Raw genomic sequence first — 17,229 nt, forward strand, 5'->3', positions numbered from 1 at the left:
ATCAGGCACCCGTCCATGACTGAAGCAGCCATTCCAGCTGCTCATAGGCATGATGCTTTGAGCCGTTATTATCAATCACCGCATCAGCCATTTCAGCTTTTTCGCTAACAGGCATTTGTGCATCAATTCGCTGACGGGCCTCTGTGTCAGAATAACCATCACGTGTCATCAGCCGATTGAGCTGCACGTGTTCATCGACATAGACCACAATCGTTTTATCAACAAAGTGCGTTAATTTACTTTCAAATAACAAGGGAACATCCAGCACAATGCTTCCAGCCCCCGAATTAACGTAAGCATCTCGTTGCTCAAGCATTTTTTTCCGGACGGCTGGATGCACAATATTATTCAGCTGGTTTCTTTTATCGTCATCATTGAAGACAATAGCCCCTAATTTTTTGCGGTCAAGTGTTTCATCATCCCGCAAGACCGATTCACCAAACGTGTTCACGATTTGTTCATAGGCGGTCTCACCAGGCCTGACAACCTCGCGTGATAATTTGTCAGCATCAATCACCGGAATATTGAAATCATCAAACATTAAGGAGACAGTACTTTTTCCGCTGGCAATACTTCCTGTTAATCCGATAACAAGTGTCATTTACAATCCTCATTTCATTTTTGACATGCTATGCAGACGTGTGTCCCACGTCCGCCAACAGACATTTTAACAATAGGTTCTCCGCATCTCTGACAAGGCTCATCCACCTGACCATATACAAGCAGCCTTTGCTGAAACATACCCATCGCTCCCTGGGAATTAACATACGAACGAATGGTTGTTCCTCCTAGAGTAACGGCCTCCTGCAATGTGTCGATAGCTGCTTCCCAAATCGCTTCCGCCTCATGTTTCGTTAATGTGCTTGCCTTTCTTAACGGATGAACAGCAGCTTTAAATAACGTCTCATCAACATAGATATTGCCCAGACCGGCAACAACTGTCTGATCCAGGAGCACGGACTTAATGACACGATCTGTTTTGGCTAATTTTTGATAAAGATAGACGATCGTAAAAGCGTCATCAAACGGGTCGGGCCCTAATTGGTTCAGTGGCTTATGATTCAGTTCATCACCTTTTGCAAATACATGCATCGTGCCGAATTTTCGCACGTCACGATACCGAAGTTCTTCGCCGTTCTCAAATCTAAACAAAACATGTGTGTGTTTGTCGATTGGTTCCTCTGACAAATGAACCTTATATTTGCCCTCCATTCGCAAATGAGATACAAGAACCAAATCATCCAATTCAAATAACAGAAACTTGCCCTTTCGCCTGATGTCCTGAATCGTCTGTCCCGCGATAAGATGTTTAAATTCTGACACGTCTTCCGGCCGTTTAATAATATTTGGCCAGAATACAGTTGCGCTGATGATCGTTTGATTTATGACAAATCGTTTAAGGTTTTCTTTTATCGTTTCAACTTCCGGCAGTTCTGGCATGTCTCATTCCCCTTACTTGGCTTCAAACCAGCTGTCTCCATATTCATAATCAACTTCTAACGGCACACTGAGATTGACCGTTTTCGTCATCGTCGCTGGTACAATCTCTTTTAATTGTTCAATTTCTTCTTTCGGCGCCTCCAGAATCAGTTCGTCATGAACCTGCATCAGCATGCGCGCTTCAAGTTTGGCATCTCTTAATGCCTCATGCAGATCAATCATGGCTTTTTTAATAATATCCGCCGCGCTGCCCTGAATAGGCGTGTTCATAGCTGTACGTTCTGCAAATGACCGCTGGTTAAAATTCCGGCTTGTAATATCCGGCAAATAACGTCTGCGCTTCATTAAAGTCGTCACATAACCCTGGTGTTTCGCTTCTTGAACGATGTCATCCATATAAGTTTTAACGTCAGGATAACTGGCAAAGTAGCGATCGATAAATGCCTTCGCTTCTTTACGCGGAATGCCAAGGTTCTGTGACAGTCCGAAATCACTGATACCATAGACAATGCCAAAGTTTACGGCTTTGGCCTGCCGGCGCATATTAGCTGTTACATCGTCCTTGTCGACATGAAACACATCCATTGCTGTTTGTGTATGAATATCCAGGTTATCAGTGAAAGCCTCGACGAGTTTGTCATCGCCTGCAATATGGGCAAGAACGCGTAGTTCAATTTGCGAGTAGTCGGCCGCAAACATAATCCAGTCCTGCTTCGATGGCACAAAAGCCTGGCGAATTTTACGGCCTTCTTCAAGCCGGATCGGGATATTCTGCAAATTCGGTTCAACCGAGCTCAGCCGTCCTGTCTGTGTCAGAGCCTGGTTAAAACGCGTATGAATTTTCCGGGTATCCGGATCCACAACTTTCTGTAAGCCGGTGATATAGGTTGACTGCAATTTGTCGAGTTGTCTGTACAAGAGAAGCTTGGGTATAATCTCATGTTCATGCTGCAGCTGTTCCAAAACACCAGCTGCTGTGGAGTAGCCCGTTTTCGTTTTTTTGATGACGGGCAAACCCAGCTTTTCAAACAAAATTGGCCCAAGCTGCTTAGGCGAATTAATATTAAACGTCTCACCAGCTAATGTGTGTATTTCGGTCTCCAATTCGCTCAGACGCTGTTTCAAATCGCTCCCCATTTGCTGCAGCCGTTCTGTATCAACCTGAACACCGGTATGTTCCATTTCGGCCAGAATGAGCGCAAGCGGCAGTTCCAGCTCTTTAAGCAAGTTGAACTGCTCATTTGCCTTAAGCTGCTCTTCCATTTTGTCACTAAGCTGAAACAGACTGCGCGTTTTCCGGGCGATGTGTTCACTAAGGATTTGCTGCTCTGGAACCTGTCTTTTAGCACCCTTTCCGTAAACTTCTTCATCAAATAGAACGTCAGTCACGCCCATACGATGGGCAATCATCGGGATATCATGATTATTCTCAGCCGGATTAAGCAAATAAGACGTGAGCAGCATATCAAAGACGATGCCCTGAATATGAATGCCCCGGTTCAATAAAGTGACAAGTGTTTTCTTGGCATCAAATACAATTTTTGCTTGATGACGGTCCTCTGCCCAGGCTTTAAAAGCACTCGATGTGATTGCTGTTTCAGCAGGTATGAAATAGGCAGCTGTTTGATTAACGATGCCAATACCTTCAATGCTGCCATAATGATAATTGTCATCAAGCATTTCCAGCACCAGCGCTGTCTCATCTCCCAGCATGTCGTTTGTCACAGTGTCAGCGATCGTATAATCGATTGGTTTCAGCTCATCCCGGTTGTCACCCGTTTCCTCTGATTCATCACCAATCCGGGTCAGAAGTGACTGAAAGCCCAGGTCCTTAAACATGGCACTGACCTCTGTTTGCGGGTAGCCTGTATAAGTCACGTCTGCCAATGACACCTCAATCGGCGAGTCACGATCAATAATGACAAGCTGTTTACTCATAAATGCCTGATCCTGATAATTTCTCAAATTTTCGTTTACTTTCTTTCCGCTCACTTCGTCAAGATGCTCATAGACATTATCAACCGTCTGGAATTGTGTCAGTAACTTTGTGGCTGTTTTTTCGCCAATTCCAGGGACGCCTGGAATGTTATCCGAATTATCGCCCATCAATGCTTTAAGATCAATAATCTGCTCCGGCGCAATAGCCATTTTCTCCTGCATAGATGCCGGCGTATACACTTCAATGTCGCTGATCCCTTTCTTCGTCAACTTAACTGTCACCTTGTCTGATACAAGCTGCAGCAAGTCTTTATCACCCGATATAACGCTGACATTCCACTCTTCTCTCTCGCCTAGTTTGGACAAAGTTCCAATAATATCATCAGCTTCATATAAATCAAGCTGATAATAGGCAATCTGAAAAGCATCAAGCAGCTCTTTCAACAGCGGAATCTGCTCCGATAATTCCGGGGGTGTCTTTTGCCGTCCGCCTTTGTACGCATTATATGTGTCGTGCCGGAATGTTGTTTTACCAGCGTCAAATGCAATGAGCATGTGTGTTGGCTGTTCATCTTCAATAATTTTCAGCAGCATATTCGTAAAACCATAAACGGCATTTGTATAGACACCTTTATTATTATTCAATAAGGGCAAAGCGAAAAAAGCCCTGTAAATGACGCTGTTCCCGTCAATCAGCACTAGCTTATTGCTCATATTTATGTTCCTCCGATCCTGTCCATAGTCGTTATACCAAGTTTATCACAATCTAACAAAAAGCACTCCCTTTACGAGAGTGCCGGATCCTCTTCTTTTGGTAAGTAGACATCGAAAACAGATCCTTTTTCAAGTTCACTTTCCACAGTAATGCTGCCATCATGGACTTCAACAATATGTTTAGCAATCGCTAGACCAAGCCCCGTACCGCCAGTATTTTGACTGCGTGCTTTATCTACCCGGTAAAAACGCTCGAAAATTCTGGGGATAGCTTCTTCCGGAATGCCAATGCCAGTGTCCTTCACTTTGAAATGAATGTTGTCATCTTCATTTTTAAGAATCAAATCCACCTTGCCCTGCTCTGGCGTGTAACTGATAGCATTTATCAGCAAATTAATCAAAATCTGCTCCATATGTTCACTATCTGTTTGAAGTATCAGATTTTCATCTAAATCAAATGTCAGCGTAATTTCTTTTTGTTCAGCACTCTGGCTGATCAGCGGTTTGATGTCACTGACAACCTGGTTTAGATCGACTGTTTCCCAGGTGATTTGAAATTCCTCTTTTTCCAATTTGGACAGAGTCAGTAAATCTTGAACCAGCCCCTCCATCCGGCTGCTCTCATCATAAATAATCGTCAAATACCGATCCAGTGATTCAGGATCATGTTTAGCACCATTCAATAACGTTTCCGCAAAGCCTGTCATGGATGCCATAGGAGTTTTAAGCTCATGTGAAACGTTAGCTACGAAATCCTTACGCATCAATTCAAGTCTCTTTAAGTGGGTAATGTCATATAACAAAAGAACAGCGCCCTTCAGCATCTCACGTTCATTGAATATAGGAGCCCCGACGATTTCAATATACTTTTTCTCCATACCAACAAACTGGGTGAATGAATAAGTCATATTTCTTTCATATAAAAATGTATCAAGCACAGTTTTTTGAATCGTTTCATTCGCCAGAACTTCATAGTATAGATACCCATGATAATCGTGCGTATTTCCTTCAAACATGATTAAAAATTTGCGATTGACTAAATGGATAAACCCTTTTTCATCAATCAAGACCAGACCACTTGCTGTATTATCAATTAATGTTGACAACTGTTCTTCCTGCAGCTGTTCCTGAATCTGAAATTCACTGAGATTGCGTGCCAATATATTTAATTTATAATTAAGTTCGCCTATACGACCGCCGGCAGTATCATGAACTCGTGCCCGATAATTGCCTTTCACAAGTTCATCAACTGTCTGGGATGTTTTGACGATTGGCTTCATATGTTTATCATATACATGAAGCATAATAATTAATAAAATGACATATTCCACAATCATAATCGAAATAAGAATGATATAATCATTCACAATTTGGCTTAGCGCAAAACTTGTTATTGCTACCAACAGAATCAGACTTGCGTGATAAGAAATTAATGGTTTTGTGAATAATGGCTTCATCATGTCGGATGCTCCAATTTATAACCCATTTCCCGGACTGTTTTAACCCGGAATGTGATAAATGACGCTGTTAAACATATAAAATCTAACGCTGTGATGTGAAGCTATTATAAATGAAAAGCTTCTTCTCACCAACAGGCAAAAAGAAGCTTTTTCACTTACGCAAGCATGTTTGGACGACGTCTTGGTTGCATAGCTGATTAGTAAGATTCGACGATTAATCCATATTTTTAATCAGTTCATCACCAAATCCGCTCGTTTTAACTTCCGCAGCACCTTCCATCATACGAGCAAAATCGTAAGTAACAACTTTTGATGCGATGGTAGTGTCCATTGCCTTAGTAATAAGATCGGCTGCTTCACGCCACCCGAGATGTTCAAGCATCAATACAGCCGACAGGATCATAGAAGATGGATTCACTTTATCCATACCGGCATATTTAGGTGCTGTTCCGTGTGTCGCTTCAAAGATGGCATGACCAGTATCATAGTTAATATTAGCGCCTGGAGCAATACCAATGCCGCCTACCTGTGCTGCCAGAGCATCGGAAATGTAGTCACCATTCAGATTCATCGTAGCAACAACATCAAATTCTTTCGGACGGGTCAGAATTTGCTGCAGGAAGATATCCGCAATAGCATCCTTAACAATCATTTTTCCGGCTGCAACGGCCTCATCCTGTGCCTTGTTGGCTGCCTCTTTTCCATCTTTTTCAACAATGCGGTCATATTCAGCCCATGTAAAGACTTTATTACCGTATTCCTGTTCGGCAACTTCATAGCCCCATGATTTAAAGGACCCTTCCGTAAATTTCATAATGTTACCTTTATGTACCAGCGTAACATTCTGGCGTCCTTCGTTAAGTGCATAGTCAATTGCAGCTCGTACCAGACGTTTTGTTCCTTCTTCAGATACGGGCTTAATACCAATTCCGGATGTTTCAGGAAAACGGATACTGTCAACGCCCATTTCATCTTGCAGAAAATCAATAACTTTTTTCACACTGTCTGTTCCTTTTTGCCACTCGATACCTGCATAAATATCTTCCGTGTTTTCACGGAAAATGGCCATATCGACATCTTCAGGGTTCTTGACCGGGGACGGGACACCTGAAAAATAGCGTACTGGACGCAGGCATGTGAATAAGTCCAATTCCTGCCGGAGCGCAACGTTTAATGAACGGATGCCTCCGCCGACTGGTGTTGTGAGCGGACCTTTAATAGCGATTTTATAATCATTAATCGTATTAAGTGTGTTATCCGGAAGCCATTCGCCACTTTTATCATATGATTTCTGACCAGCATAAATTTCTTTCCATTCAATCTGTTTTTCACCATTATAAGCTTTGTCAACAGCTGCTTCGATGACACGCTTAGTGGCCGCCCAAATATCCGGGCCGGTCCCGTCACCTTCAATAAATGGAATGATTGGTTTGTTCGGGACATTCATCTTTCCATTCTCAACTGTAATTTTTTCGGCTTGTGTCATATTGCTACCTCCTGTTCTTAATCATGCATCACCAGTCTACCACAATACCCGCCACTTGGTTAATAGGCGGCTTAATTTCCAGCTATTGCTGTTAAACTGGAGACGGCTAATAGCCGTTTTGGAGCAGGTTTCTTTGAATTTCACTGTGATTTATTTAGCGGTTTTCAATGGCTGTATAGTCCTGTGTGTCCGGACCCACATACTCTGCACGCGGACGGATGAGGCGATTATTATCATATTGTTCCAGAATATGTGCCAGCCAGCCTGAAACACGGCTTGTTGCAAACAGTGGTGTGAACAGATCATGATCGATTCCCAGGCTATGATAAACAGATGCTGAGTAAAAGTCCACATTAGCCGGCAGACCTTTTTCTTCTTTAATAAAATCCTCGATCTTTACAGACATATTATACCATTTGGGCTGACCGGTAAGTTTGGTCAATCTCTCAGACATACGTTTTAAGTGTTTAGCCCGCGGGTCACCACTTTTATAGACACGATGCCCCATCCCCATAATTTTTTCATTGTTGGCGATCTTTTCTTTAATATAGGGAACAGCATTCTCTTCGTCGCCAATATCCGTAAGCATTGCCATGACACGCTCATTAGCACCGCCGTGCAATGGTCCCTTTAACGCACCGATTGCAGCTGTCACGCCGGAATAAATATCCGACAATGTCGCGACACATACACGCGCAGTGAACGTTGAGGCATTCAGCTCATGATCCGCATGTAAGATGAGCGCTTTATTGATAGCTTCCACTTCTACATCTTCTGGCTCTTTGCCATTCAGCATATAGAGGAAATTAGCTGCAAAACTGAGATCTTCTTTCGGTCCAACAGGATCCTGCCCCTTGCGGATACGGGCAAATGCGGCAACAATCGTCGCGATCTTCGCCTGAATACGGACTGCCTTGCGCTGGTTCGCCGCTTCATCCATAACATCTGCTTCCTTATCATACAGTCCAAGGATGGAAACAGCTGACCGTAATGCTGCCATTGGATGGACGCTTGATAAATCATATGACCGCAAGTGATCAATGACAGCCGTATCCAAGTTCATATTGGCAGTCAGATCAGCCTTGAGCTCATCCAGTTCTGCTTGTGTTGGCATTTTTAAATGCCATAATAAGTAAATAACTTCCTCAAAACTGGAATTTTCGGCTAAATCATCAATTTTATAACCAACATACGTCAGTTGATCATTGATAATAGAGCTTATCGATGTTTCCGTCGCAACAATTCCTTCTAACCCTTTTTGTGATGACATCACAAACCCTCTCCTTTTCACAAATTGTTCAATACGTCAGGATTAAGTTACCAGTTATTAAACATGACAATTCATTACAGATAACAGGGTCCTTAAAACCAATTATAAAATAAAATCAACGTATTGTGAATTGAAACCGATAAAATTAAATTTTGGTGCAAAATCAAAACGAGACAAAATCCTGAATTTGTAAAAGCTGACTTATTAGTCTACTTTCCCGTTTCCAATCATAAATAAAACAGTACAAGCATTTTTAAGGCTGAAGGGTGGCATTGAATTGTACAAAAAGCGCATGTACCAGCTTTTAAGAAGCGGGATTGTCCTAACAGCAATTATTGCTGTCGGCATGCTGATACACTACACTGCTGTTTACATTTATCCATTTTTAGCGGCAGCCATTCTTGTGTTTTGCTTGAACCCAGTTGTGTCCTATTTAGAAAATAGATTGAACATGCCACGTGGCCTTGCATCGTTCAGCGTGCTGTTCATTACTATCGCCAGTTTCATTGGATTAATGATTATCTTCATTTCTGAACTCGTACACGGGACATCTTATTTGGCCGAGGCAATTCCGAAACATATTCAATCATTCATGTCGTTAGTAGAAGATTTGATTAATCAGTACCTTCTGCCATTATATCAAAACGTAACGTCTTTCTTTCAGACACTGAATCCTGAACAACAGGAAAGTATAACTAATACGATTCACCAATTAATTCAGCAGTTTGCATCACTTGGTTCAGATATGCTTAATTATGTCCTAACACAACTATCACATGCATTAGCGTCACTGCCAGGTTCTGTTACATTCTTGCTGTTCACCATTTTAGGTGCTTATTTCATAATGAAAGATTGGCATTTGCTGCTTGCTCAAAGCAAAAGAATCGTTCCCCGAAGCCTATTTGAAGCAAACACTCGTGTCTGGTATCATCTGCGAAAAATCTTTACCGGTTATATCAAAGCTCAGCTCTTGCTAATAACCCTGACGGCTGTCACTGCCCTGACTGGTCTGCTCATATTACAAATTGACTATGCACTGACAATTACGCTGTTGACTGCTTTAGCAGATATACTGCCATTTATCGGGGCAGGGCTTATTTTCATGCCGTGGATCATTTATTTATTTTTGACTGGCGATTATTCTCTCACAATTGGTTTAACAATTTTATATATGATCATCGCCGTTCAGAGACAGGCTCTGGAGCCAAAACTCGTGTCAGATGGCATTGGTTCAAACCCACTCGTGACACTTGTCACGCTGTTCATTGCTCTTCAGGTATGGGGAGCATTTGGACTGTTAATCGGTCCTCTTCTAGTGATTATCGGAGCTGCCTTTTATCAAGCAGGTGTTCTCCATCAGGCATTTCACTTTATTAAAGGATCATAATATTACTATTTTCGATAAATAATGGTGCCTTTGGCTGCACGTTTCCGCAGAAATCGTTCCGCCATTCGCTGAAACGGCGCCCTTGTAAAGGGAAGTACCAGCATAAATCCTGCGATATCGGTAATAAAACCAGGCGCAAACAGAAAAATGCCGCCAGTAAAGATACAAATACCATCCACGATAGCCCTGCCCGGCGGCTGACGATTATTGATCGCCAATTGGGCACGACGCCACGCGTCAAGACCTTCTCTTCGCGCAAGAGCTACGCCGGCGATACCTGTAAAAATAATTAATGCTACAACCCATATCGGGCCAATGATACCGCCCGCCCAAATAAATACACCAATTTCAATCGCAGGTATAATAATAAAAGCAAGAATTAACCATTGCATCGTCCGCTCCCCCTTCATATTATAACCTTTTCACAGTGGCAGCAGCGTTAATGTGTGACAATAATCGCGATTTATAATACTTTGGCATGGCCTTCATAGATGTCGCCCTTGGCCCCATCAATTGTAATATCTGTTCCACTGTGAATTTTATCGGATACATTTTCAACACCTACAATGACTGGTATCCCCAGGCTTAATCCAACAACAGCCGCATGGGAGGTTAAGCCGCCTTCTTCAGTGACAATGCCGCCGGCTTTCTCAACTGCTTCCATCATATCGCGATCTGTCCCACGCGTTACCAGAATATCACCTTCCGAAAGGTTTTCAATTGCTTCAGAAGCTGTTTCAGCAACAACCGCCTTTCCATAGGCACTGCCTCGTCCAATTCCTTGCCCTTTAGCCATGACATCTCCAATGACATGGACTTTCATTAAGTTAGTCGTGCCGCTTTCACCAAGTGGAACGCCGGCTGTAATAATCACTCTGCTGCCCCGGTCAAACAGCGCTGTATTCAGTCCCTGATTCACCGCTATGTCCAGCATATCATCGGTGGAACCTGCTTTACTGCCCGCAACGGCATGAACACCCCATACTAATGATAATTGCCGGTTAACACTTTCATGAAACGTAACAGCAATAATGGGGGCTTCCGGCCGGTATTTCGAAATCATTCTGGCCGTATGTCCGCTTTCAGTCGGTGTAATGATACCACTTACCGATAAATTCATTGCGGTATGTGTTACGGACTGACTGATTGCATCAGTGATCGTCATATCAACCCATTTTGAACGATCATCAAGAAGCAGCTGATGATCGAGTCCAGTTTCCGCTTTTATAGCTATATTGCTCATTGTTTGTACTGACTCAATCGGATAGTCTCCCGCTGCCGTCTCGCCGGATAACATAATGGCATCTGTCCCATCAAAAATAGCGTTAGCTACATCGGATGCTTCAGCCCGTGTAGGCCTTGGATTCCACTGCATGGAATCAAGCATTTGGGTGGCTGTTATAACTGGTTTGCCAGCCGTATTGCACTGCGCAATCAGTTTCTTCTGCACAAGCGGTACATCTTCTGCTGGTGTTTCCACACCCAGGTCACCGCGCGCCACCATCAGTCCGTTACTAACCTCCAGGATCGCATCAATATTATCAATACCTTCCTGGTTTTCAATTTTAGGTATAATTTTAATGTGTGTTGCATCATGTTCTTCAAGCAGTTTCTGCACTTCCAGTATATCAGATGGACGGCGAACAAAAGAAGCTGCTATAAAATCAACGTCCTGTTCAATGCCAAACTCAATATACTGAGCATCTTTATCAGTTATGCCAGGTAAATTGACATGAACATTCGGGAGATTGACACCCTTCTTATTCTTAATGGTGCCTGAGTTCAAAGCTTTCGTTCTGACCTCTCTATTCTCTGTATCAGCCGACAACACTTCCAATTCAATCAGACCGTCATCAAGCAGGATTTTTGAGCCGGCATGCACATCATCCATCAGCCCTTCATAAGTAACAGAGAAGCGTTCTGAGGTTCCTTCGACATCATCCATCGTTACATGTACGATACTGTTTTTTTCTATTTCGGCTTCACCGTTTTTGAATGTTCCGGTTCTGATTTCAGGCCCTTTCGTATCAAGAAGAATCGCAACTGTTTTTCCTGTTTTAGCTGCAGCTTCGCGAATGTTTCGAATCCGCTGTTCATGTTCTGCATAATCGCCGTGTGAAAAATTTAAACGGGCAACATTCATTCCAGCCTCAATTAACTTTGTTAATGTTTCAATCGATTCGGATGCCGGACCAATCGTGCTCACAATTTTTGTTTTTCGCATTCCAGTTCCTCCTTACAAACGTTATATTGACAATTCCTTGGACAATTGAAACATGTTCATATCAATGGTATGTTTTTTACTCAAAATATCTGAAATGTCATGGTGTACCAATTGATTGTTCTGAATACCTGCTACTTTTCCAGCCTGGCCGGCTTGAAGCAGATCGACAGCCTCTGCACCTAAACGGCTTGCCAGCACTCTGTCTGAAGCTGTTGGAGAACCGCCACGCTGAATATGGCCCAACACCGTTACACGTGTTTCCAGATCAGCTGTCCTTTTAATGTCATCGGCATAATCAAACGCACTTCCAACACCTTCAGCAAGAATGATAATACTGTGTTTTTTGCCACGTTCCTGTCCACGCTTCAACCTGTCAATAATGTCTTCCATCGCATCCTGTTTTTCCGGAATAAGAATGCTTTCTGCACCATCAGCCAATCCGGCCCAAAGTGCGAGGTCACCAGCATTCCGGCCCATAACCTCTATGATAAATGTCCGTTCATGCGATGAGGCTGTATCCCGTATTTTATCAATTGCTTCGATCACTGTGTTCAGTGCTGTATCAAACCCAATTGTGAAATCAGTACCGGCAATATCATTATCAATCGTTCCAGGAATGCCAATACAAGGGTACCCTTTCTCACTCAATGCCTGGGCACCCCGAAAACTTCCATCACCACCAATTACAATCAAGCCTTCAATCCCGCGCTTTTCCATTTGCTCGATTCCTCTACTTTGCCCTTCATCTGTTACAAACGCCTCACATCTTGCTGAATGCAAAATCGTTCCGCCGCGCTGAATAATATCACCGACCGAGCCGATATCCATCTGTTCAATATGACCGTCGATAAGACCCTGGAATCCATTATGAATGCCAAACACTTCAATATTATGATAAATAGCCTTTCTCACAACTGCGCGTATGGCAGCATTCATACCCGGTGCATCGCCACCGCTCGTTAAGACACCCAGTTTTTTCATACTGTCCTTTCACCCCACTCATTTCATTCGTCTTCTGAGAACCTGAATCGTTCCTGCGAACACATAAACACAACTAAAAACCTGATTACAGATATGTAACGCCGATGCAGATCATCTAACCACTATATCCAAATTAATCAAAATCGCTGCAAACAGCAATCATTTTAATCAACGTCAAATTATCACCAGCAACAAATCTCGTTATTAGTACGCTTAAGCGTGAAAGAGGCTGACTCATGTCAACCTCTCTTCTGATTAAGTGTTTTGATAATCACCTATTTTATGATATTTTTCCCATCTTGCTTCAAGTAATTCATCCGTCGACAGTTCTGACATTTCCTGCAGTGATTTGGCCAGAACAGCATCAATTGAGGCGGCCTGATTTTTGATGTCACGATGAGCACCGCCTTTTGGTTCTGGGATAACCTCATCAACAACATCCAATTCTTTTAAATCATAAGACGTAATCTTCATTGTTTCGGCTGCTTGCTGTGCCAGATCAGCGTTTTTCCATAGCAAAGCAGCTGCTCCTTCAGGTGAAATAACTGAATAAGTTGAATTTTCCAGCATATGAATACGGTCACCGACACCCAGGCCGAGAGCTCCGCCGCTTCCGCCTTCACCAATGACGATACAAATAATCGGAACTTTAAGGCCAGCCATCTCCACTAAATTTCGGGCAATTGCTTCACTTTGACCGCGTTCTTCGGCAGCTTTGCCTGGATAAGCACCTTTCGTATCAATAAAAGAAATAATAGGACGGTGAAACTTTTCAGCTTGCTGCATGTGCCGCAACGCTTTCCGGTACCCTTCAGGATGCGGCATACCAAAATTACGGCGAATATTTTCTTTCGTTCCACGACCTCGCTGATGGCCAATGACTGTAACTGGGGTATCCTGATACAGAGCGATTCCTGACACGATTGCTTCGTCATCCCCGTATAAGCGATCACCATGAAACTCCATAAAATTCGTGAACAGTTCCTCTATGTAGTCCAAAGTTGTTGGCCGTTTCTGGTGACGCGCCATCTGGACACGCTGCCAGGGTTCTAAATTACCGTATATATCCTCTTCCAGTGTTTCCAGACGTTCTTCCAGTGTTTTAATTTCCTCAGTCAAATCAATATCACTGTCGGCTGTAAAGGTCTTCAGTTCTTCAATTTTGTCTTTCAAGTCCACAATTGGCTTTTCAAAATCCAAGGCATCCTTCATGTCTGTTCCCCGCCCTTCTGATGCATCAAGAGCAACGTTTCTAGAGTAGATGTCATATCATGCCGATGAATGATACTGTCCAGCTGACCATGATTATACAGAAATTCCGCTGTCTGAAAATCATCCGGCAGCTCCTCATTAATTGTCTGTTCAATAACGCGACGTCCAGCAAACCCAATCAGGGCACCTGGCTCAGCAAAATTATAATCACCAATTGAGGCAAAGCTGGCTGATACCCCACCAGTTGTTGGATGGGTCATAACAGAAATCATCAGCTGACCAGCTTCCGAAAAACGTTTCACAGCAACCGATGTTTTGGCCATTTGCATAAGACTTAAAACACCCTCCTGCATCCTTGCACCGCCAGAGGCTGTAAAAATAATAAATGGGAGTGACTCTTCATTAGCCTGTTCAATCGCACGAGCAATCTTTTCACCAGCGGCCGATCCTACACTTCCCATACGAAACCCGGAATCCATAGCTGCCAGGGCAGTTGACTGGTTGCCTATAGAAGCCTTGCCGCATACGACACTTTCATTTAAACCAGTTTTTTCGCGGTCTTTGGCTATTTTTCCCTCATATCCAGGGAATTCCAACGGATTAGCGGACGTCAGGCCACTATCCCATTCCGTAAATGTGCCTTCATCAACTAAGCTGTGAATCCGATCCCAGGCACTTAAAGGATGATGATAGTCACAGTTGGGACAAACATTTAAATTTTTGTTCATTTCTTTGCGATAATAGATTTTATGACAATTGTCGCATTTTTTCATGAGGCCTTCCGGTATATCCAGCTTGCTTTGTTCATTAGGAACGGTGGCATATTTCCTTTTCTTGCCAAAAAAATCTTTAAGCAAGATTATTCCTCCTTTGTTCGCAACAGAACGAGACACCTATTGGTCACTATACTAATAAACTGCCAAAACTGCGATAGCCTGTCAACAAAATGTCATTCGTTTTGTTCGGCCGGCAGTTGATAAAACAAACGTTCAATCTCATCAAAGCGCCCTGTTTGGTAAAGATTTATGAGTTTCTGATAAAAAGACGGATTATATGCAAGGCTGGAAATCGTGTAAGAAAACGCATCCATCAGCTGCCAGACCTTAGCAAGCAACAGGCTTTCCGTTCTGCGAAACAGGCACTGAAAAAAAGCTGCATGTTTCTCATTACTGCTCAATGTATTGTCGCAGGTAATCGCCGACAGCGTATCAATATCATCTTGGCGGATATGCTTATATGCAATTCTCGCCGCTTCTTTTTCAATGATTTTTTTGGCAAACAACAGATCATTACGTGTATTTGCCCCCCGCAAAATGAATGACGACAGCACCTCAACTGAGTGATACGGCCGGTAGTCGCTCAGAAATGTCCCTTCGCCATGTCTTGTTTCAACTAATCCCAGTAGTTCCATGGCTCTTAGTGCTTCCCGAATGGAAGATCTGCCAGCCTGCAAGTTTTCCGACAGTTCACGCTCAGATGGCAATTTGTCACCTGGCTGTAAATCGTGTTCATCAATATACTTGCGGATTTCCTGCAGAACACCCTGATATACTTTCTGTTCCAGCGACATAGTCACAGCCGTCATCACCCCTTTGCAGGACGTTATGCATTATTTTCCTGAACGATTGAGCGGGATCTGTGAGAACCGATCCAGCCGTTCAAGAACTGCAGATTACGTTATGTTAGCATCACGTTTTATCAATCTGTGTCATATGGCGGGTTCTCTCAGCTACTGCTTCAGGGTCAACATTCATTCTTGCCACGCCTGAATCCATTGCCGCCTGAGCAACACGGGAAGCAACAAGTGGTGCAACTCTCGGATCAAAAGGTGCCGGTATCACGTAATCCTCAGATAACTCATCTTTTGTAATCAGCGACGCAATCGCTTCAGTTGCAGCCACCTTCATTTTTTCATTAATCTGAGTCGCCCGCACATCAAGAGCTCCCCGGAAAATACCTGGAAATGCGAGTACATTATTCACCTGGTTGGAAAAATCAGAACGACCAGTCCCAATAACCTTAACACCGGCCTCTTTGGCATCCTCAGGCATGATTTCCGGTTCAGGATTGGCCATAGCAAAAATAATCGGATCATCATGCATGGTCTCGACCATTTCTTTGGACAGCAAACCACCAGCCGATACACCAATAAAGACATCCGCGTCTGTCAAGATTTCTTCAAGTGATCCTTCTTCTTTATCTTTGTTGGTCATTTTGGCAACATCTTCTTTTACGTCATTCATGCCATATGATCTGCCTTCAAAAATAGCACCTTTTGAATCACACATAATCATATCACGCACACCAAAATGATGCAGAAGTTTGATAATAGCGATGCCGGCAGCGCCTGCTCCATTCGCAACAACTTTTATATCAGAAAAGGATTTGCCGGACAGCTCCAGCGCATTGATCAGTCCGGCAACTGTAACGATAGCTGTTCCGTGCTGATCATCATGAAAGACCGGAATACTTGTTTCTTTTTTCAGCCGTTCTTCGACAATGAAACAGTTTGGTGCCGCAATGTCTTCAAGATTGACACCGCCAAATGTCGGCTCCAGCAGTTTCACAGTCTCAATAACTTTTTCAACATCATGTGAACCTAAACAGATTGGAAACGCATCCACTCCAGCAAAACTTTTGAACAAAACGCCTTTGCCTTCCATAACAGGCAATGACGCTTCTGCTCCAATGTTCCCCAGTCCCAGTACTGCTGATCCGTCACTGACAACGCCTACCATGTTGCCTTTCATGGTATAATCAAAAACAGCTTCTTTCTGGTCATAGATTTCCTTGCACGGCTCTGCTACCCCTGGCGAATAGGCTAAGCTCAAATCCCGTGCATTACGGACAGGCACTTTCGCCTCAGTTGACAGTTTACCTTTGTTTATCTTATGAATATGCAATGCTTCATCTCTTAAGTCTGCCAAATTCATCACTCCTTTAATAGGTGTCCAAAACAATATAACTATTCCAGCCGCTAGACCCACCTTTACAAGTTCCAGAAGCTAAGAGCTTATGAAAATCTTATGAATCAGGTGGTCTGACCACTTAATGTTTTCATTATAACAAATCGCTTGTTTGTGTAAAGAAGAAAAATTAGCTTTCACACACCTCACG

General features: G+C 43.2%; 14 protein-coding genes. 1 reads left to right on the forward strand and 13 read right to left on the reverse strand.

Features of this window, described 5'->3' with window-relative positions; all coding sequences use genetic code 11:
• Position 1: 1 nt before the first annotated feature.
• The 6 genes from coaE to citZ all read right to left on the reverse strand — a co-directional run bounded on the left by coaE (position 2) and on the right by citZ (position 8,308).
• Entirely contained in the window at positions 2 to 601 is a 600-nt protein-coding gene (coaE, locus tag ACZ444_RS09815; RefSeq protein ID WP_382358511.1) for a dephospho-CoA kinase, read from the reverse strand.
• Between the two features lie 14 nt (positions 602 to 615).
• Positions 616 to 1,440, reverse strand: a complete 825-nt coding sequence (gene mutM / locus ACZ444_RS09820) for a DNA-formamidopyrimidine glycosylase (RefSeq protein ID WP_382358512.1) — start codon at positions 1,438 to 1,440, stop codon at positions 616 to 618.
• Positions 1,441 to 1,452: 12 nt separating this feature from the next.
• Positions 1,453 to 4,092, reverse strand: coding sequence for a DNA polymerase I (polA, locus tag ACZ444_RS09825; protein ID WP_382358513.1), 2,640 nt, complete (start codon positions 4,090 to 4,092; stop codon positions 1,453 to 1,455).
• Positions 4,093 to 4,163: 71 nt separating this feature from the next.
• The gene (gene pnpS, locus ACZ444_RS09830; protein WP_382358514.1) at positions 4,164 to 5,552 is read right to left on the reverse strand and encodes a two-component system histidine kinase PnpS; all 1,389 of its coding nucleotides are present in this window, start codon (positions 5,550 to 5,552) and stop codon (positions 4,164 to 4,166) included.
• A gap of 214 nt (positions 5,553 to 5,766) precedes the next feature.
• Entirely contained in the window at positions 5,767 to 7,038 is a 1,272-nt protein-coding gene (gene icd / locus ACZ444_RS09835; RefSeq protein WP_382358515.1) for an NADP-dependent isocitrate dehydrogenase, read from the reverse strand.
• A 154-nt stretch (positions 7,039 to 7,192) separates the two neighbouring features.
• The gene (citZ, locus tag ACZ444_RS09840; protein ID WP_382358516.1) at positions 7,193 to 8,308 is read right to left on the reverse strand and encodes a citrate synthase; all 1,116 of its coding nucleotides are present in this window, start codon (positions 8,306 to 8,308) and stop codon (positions 7,193 to 7,195) included.
• A gap of 277 nt (positions 8,309 to 8,585) precedes the next feature.
• Between citZ and ytvI the strand changes: the two genes are divergently transcribed.
• The gene (ytvI, locus tag ACZ444_RS09845; RefSeq protein WP_382358517.1) at positions 8,586 to 9,695 is read left to right on the forward strand and encodes a sporulation integral membrane protein YtvI; all 1,110 of its coding nucleotides are present in this window, start codon (positions 8,586 to 8,588) and stop codon (positions 9,693 to 9,695) included.
• A 5-nt stretch (positions 9,696 to 9,700) separates the two neighbouring features.
• Here the strand turns inward: ytvI and ACZ444_RS09850 are convergent, their stop codons facing one another.
• The 7 genes from ACZ444_RS09850 to ystJ form a co-directional block, all read right to left on the reverse strand.
• Entirely contained in the window at positions 9,701 to 10,087 is a 387-nt protein-coding gene (locus tag ACZ444_RS09850) for an FxsA family protein (protein ID WP_382358518.1), read from the reverse strand.
• 71 nt (positions 10,088 to 10,158) lie between these two features.
• Positions 10,159 to 11,919 carry a pyruvate kinase gene (gene pyk / locus ACZ444_RS09855; protein ID WP_382358519.1) on the reverse strand — a complete coding sequence of 587 codons (1,761 nt, stop codon included), beginning with the start codon at positions 11,917 to 11,919 and terminating at the stop codon, positions 10,159 to 10,161.
• Positions 11,920 to 11,940: 21 nt separating this feature from the next.
• A complete protein-coding gene (pfkA, locus tag ACZ444_RS09860; RefSeq protein ID WP_382358520.1) occupies positions 11,941 to 12,900 on the reverse strand; it encodes a 6-phosphofructokinase in 960 nt (319 codons plus the stop codon).
• Between the two features lie 255 nt (positions 12,901 to 13,155).
• Complete coding sequence (gene accA / locus ACZ444_RS09865) at positions 13,156 to 14,112, reverse strand: acetyl-CoA carboxylase carboxyl transferase subunit alpha (protein ID WP_382358521.1); 957 nt, start codon at positions 14,110 to 14,112, stop codon at positions 13,156 to 13,158.
• Positions 14,109 to 14,969, reverse strand: coding sequence for an acetyl-CoA carboxylase, carboxyltransferase subunit beta (gene accD / locus ACZ444_RS09870; protein ID WP_382358522.1), 861 nt, complete (start codon positions 14,967 to 14,969; stop codon positions 14,109 to 14,111). Before accD ends, accA begins: the two co-directional genes overlap by 4 nt.
• A gap of 92 nt (positions 14,970 to 15,061) precedes the next feature.
• A complete protein-coding gene (locus tag ACZ444_RS09875; protein WP_464433833.1) occupies positions 15,062 to 15,682 on the reverse strand; it encodes a FadR/GntR family transcriptional regulator in 621 nt (206 codons plus the stop codon).
• A gap of 118 nt (positions 15,683 to 15,800) precedes the next feature.
• A complete protein-coding gene (ystJ, locus tag ACZ444_RS09880) occupies positions 15,801 to 17,039 on the reverse strand; it encodes an NADP-dependent malic enzyme (RefSeq protein WP_382358524.1) in 1,239 nt (412 codons plus the stop codon).
• Positions 17,040 to 17,229 lie beyond the last annotated feature (190 nt).

Source organism: Lentibacillus kimchii, assembly GCF_055381965.1.

What these genes read in the sequence shown, in the direction of transcription:
- polA (WP_382358513.1), bottom strand. Translation starts at nt 4,092, where the DNA reads ATGAGCAATAAGCTAGTGCTGATTGACGGGAACAGCGTCATTTACAGG.
- ACZ444_RS09875 (WP_464433833.1), bottom strand. Translation starts at nt 15,682, where the DNA reads ATGTCGCTGGAACAGAAAGTATATCAGGGTGTTCTGCAGGAAATCCGC.
- pyk (WP_382358519.1), bottom strand. Translation starts at nt 11,919, where the DNA reads ATGCGAAAAACAAAAATTGTGAGCACGATTGGTCCGGCATCCGAATCG.
- pnpS (WP_382358514.1), bottom strand. Translation starts at nt 5,552, where the DNA reads ATGATGAAGCCATTATTCACAAAACCATTAATTTCTTATCACGCAAGT.
- mutM (WP_382358512.1), bottom strand. Translation starts at nt 1,440, where the DNA reads ATGCCAGAACTGCCGGAAGTTGAAACGATAAAAGAAAACCTTAAACGA.
- icd (WP_382358515.1), bottom strand. Translation starts at nt 7,038, where the DNA reads ATGACACAAGCCGAAAAAATTACAGTTGAGAATGGAAAGATGAATGTC.
- coaE (WP_382358511.1), bottom strand. Translation starts at nt 601, where the DNA reads ATGACACTTGTTATCGGATTAACAGGAAGTATTGCCAGCGGAAAAAGT.
- accA (WP_382358521.1), bottom strand. Translation starts at nt 14,112, where the DNA reads ATGAAGGATGCCTTGGATTTTGAAAAGCCAATTGTGGACTTGAAAGAC.
- pfkA (WP_382358520.1), bottom strand. Translation starts at nt 12,900, where the DNA reads ATGAAAAAACTGGGTGTCTTAACGAGCGGTGGCGATGCACCGGGTATG.
- ACZ444_RS09850 (WP_382358518.1), bottom strand. Translation starts at nt 10,087, where the DNA reads ATGCAATGGTTAATTCTTGCTTTTATTATTATACCTGCGATTGAAATT.
- citZ (WP_382358516.1), bottom strand. Translation starts at nt 8,308, where the DNA reads ATGTCATCACAAAAAGGGTTAGAAGGAATTGTTGCGACGGAAACATCG.